The organism is Waltera acetigignens, assembly GCF_025567015.1.
GTDB classification, from domain to species: domain Bacteria; phylum Bacillota; class Clostridia; order Lachnospirales; family Lachnospiraceae; genus Acetatifactor; species Acetatifactor acetigignens.
On record NZ_JAOQJO010000026.1, the window covers coordinates 21,688 to 24,148 of the forward strand.

At 54.2% G+C, this 2,461-nt stretch carries 1 protein-coding gene; it reads right to left on the minus strand.

Features of this window, described 5'->3' with window-relative positions:
• The coding region (locus tag OCV96_RS18320) for an SNF2-related protein (RefSeq protein ID WP_262595112.1) at positions 1-2,461 on the minus strand (2,461 nt) is incomplete at both ends.

The window sequence follows — 2,461 nt, forward strand, 5'->3', positions numbered from 1 at the left end:
GCGAGGGCATTGTCGATACGGGTAAGATTTCCGCGAGGGTCTGTACCAAGGGTTGCCCGGTGGGTCATCTGTCCTTTCAGCAGGAGCGTATACTCCTGTTTCCATGCGGAAAATTCCACGGATATGGCATAGCCCCGGTAGCTGCCGATCTGCACCGGATCGGAGGTTTTGACCTCCTTGCAGGCATCCAAAAGGGCTGCACCGGCGTTCTCCTTATCGGTCAGCAGGTCTCCACGAATCTCCATACCGGAAAAGCCGTCCTCCGGGTGCGGGTGCGCTGCCAAAACCTCCAGATCGAATTCAAAGCCCTTGATAAAGCCTTTGTGCTTTTCAATCTCCTCCGGGAAGTATTTGAGCAACTGGTCCTCCAGACGATATTGCTTGCTCTGGTGGTCGGCTTTCATCAGCTTCAGGCGGGATACCTCCACATCCAAATCCATACGCTCCTTGATGCGGGGATCTCCGGCGCACAGGGCTTTGATTTCGGCAAAGGAAAGCGCCGTTTCGTCCACATCATCGCAGGAACGCACCGGCGATTTAGAAGTCATGATCTGACTGATGAATTTTTGCTTATTCTCCACCGTCTGCCAGAGGTATGCGTCAAAGGTTCCTTCGGTCACATAGCGGTACACATGGACAAGAGGATTCTGGTTGCCCTGGCGCTCGATACGGCCCTTGCGCTGGGCAAGGTCTCCCGGTCTCCACGGACAGTCCAGGTCATGAAGTGCCACCAGACGGTCCTGCACATTGGTGCCTGCGCCCATCTTGGCGGTGCTGCCCAAAAGGACACGCACCTGACCGGTACGGACTTTAGAGAACAGCTCCTTTTTCCGCACTTCGGTGTTGGCTTCATGGATAAAAGCGATCTGGTCGGCAGGCATCCCCTGAGCAATGAGTTTCTGACGAATATCGTCATATACCGTAAAGACCGGTTCCTGCTCCGGCAGAGGCACAGCGCCTTCCAATGCGTGAAGCAGTGGATTATCCAGCGTTTTCGCCGCCTTGCTTGCAGGAGCTTTTGCCTGCGGTGTAGAAATGTCGCAGAACACCAGCTGGGTCAGCTTGTCAGCTTTGCCATCCCGCCAGATCTGCATGATGTTGTCCACGCACTGATTGACCTTTGTGCCAGGTTCATCCGGCAGCATCTGGTTGACGATCCTCTGGTCCAGTCCCAGCTTGCGGCCATCCGAGGTGATTTTGAGCATATTATCCACCGACGGGTCCACACTGCCTCTGTGTACTTCGGAAGCGCGCTCAGAGAGTGCCTTCACCATTTCCTGCTGATGTTCGGTAGGCTGTGCCACGATGTTGTGGTATTCCACTTCCGGGGTGGGCAGGTTCAGTTGGTCGGCGGTCTTGATGTCCGCCACTTCTTTGAACAGGTTCATCAGCTCCGGCAGATTAAAGAACTTGCTGAATCTCGTTCTTGCCCGGTAGCCGGTGCCTTCCGGTGCCAGCTCCAAAGCTGTGACGGTCTCTCCAAATCGGGAAGCCCAGCAGTCGAAGTGGGTCATGTTCAGTTCTTGCAGGCGTTCATACTGAAGGTACCGCTGCATGGTGTAAAGCTCGGTCATGGAGTTGCTGACCGGGGTGCCGGTGGCAAAAATCACGCCACGGTTTCCGGTGATCTCATCCATATAGCGGCACTTGGCAAACATATCGGAGGATTTCTGCGCGTCCGATGTGGATAAACCTGCCACATTCCGCATTTTTGTGTATAGAAACAGGTTTTTATAGTTGTGGGCCTCGTCCACAAACAAACGGTCCACACCCAGCTGCTCAAAAGTCACCACATCGTCTTTTCGTCCCTCGGCTTGCAGCTTTTCCAGTCTGGCTTCCAGAGACTTTCTGGTACGCTCCAGCTGCTTGACGGTAAAACGCTCGCCGCCACTGGCCTGTACCTCTGCAATCCCCTCAGTGATCTCGTCGATCTGTTCATAGAGAAGCCGTTCCTGACGCTCCCGGCTGATGGGGATACGCTCAAACTGGCTGTGTCCCATGATAATGGCATCATAATCACCCGTCGCAATACGAGCGCAGAACTTTTTGCGGTTATGGGTCTCAAAGTCCTTTTTTGTGGTGACTAAGATATTGGCGGAAGGATAGAGACGCAGAAACTCCGACGCCCACTGCTCGGTCAGATGGTTTGGAACCACAAAGAGAGATTTCTGGCACAGTCCCAGGCGTTTGGCTTCCATCGAAGCAGCTACCATTTCAAAAGTTTTGCCTGCACCTACTTCATGTGCCAACAGGGTATTTCCTCCATACAGCACATGGGCAATGGCGCTTTTCTGGTGTTCCCGCAGGGTAATGGCCGGGTTCATCCCTCCAAAAGTGATGTGGCTGCCATCATATTCACGGGGACGGGTAGAGTTCATTTCCTCGTTGTACTGGCGCACCAAAGTCTGGCGACGTTCCGGGTCTCTCCAGATCCAGTCCCTAAAGGCTTCCCGGATCGCCT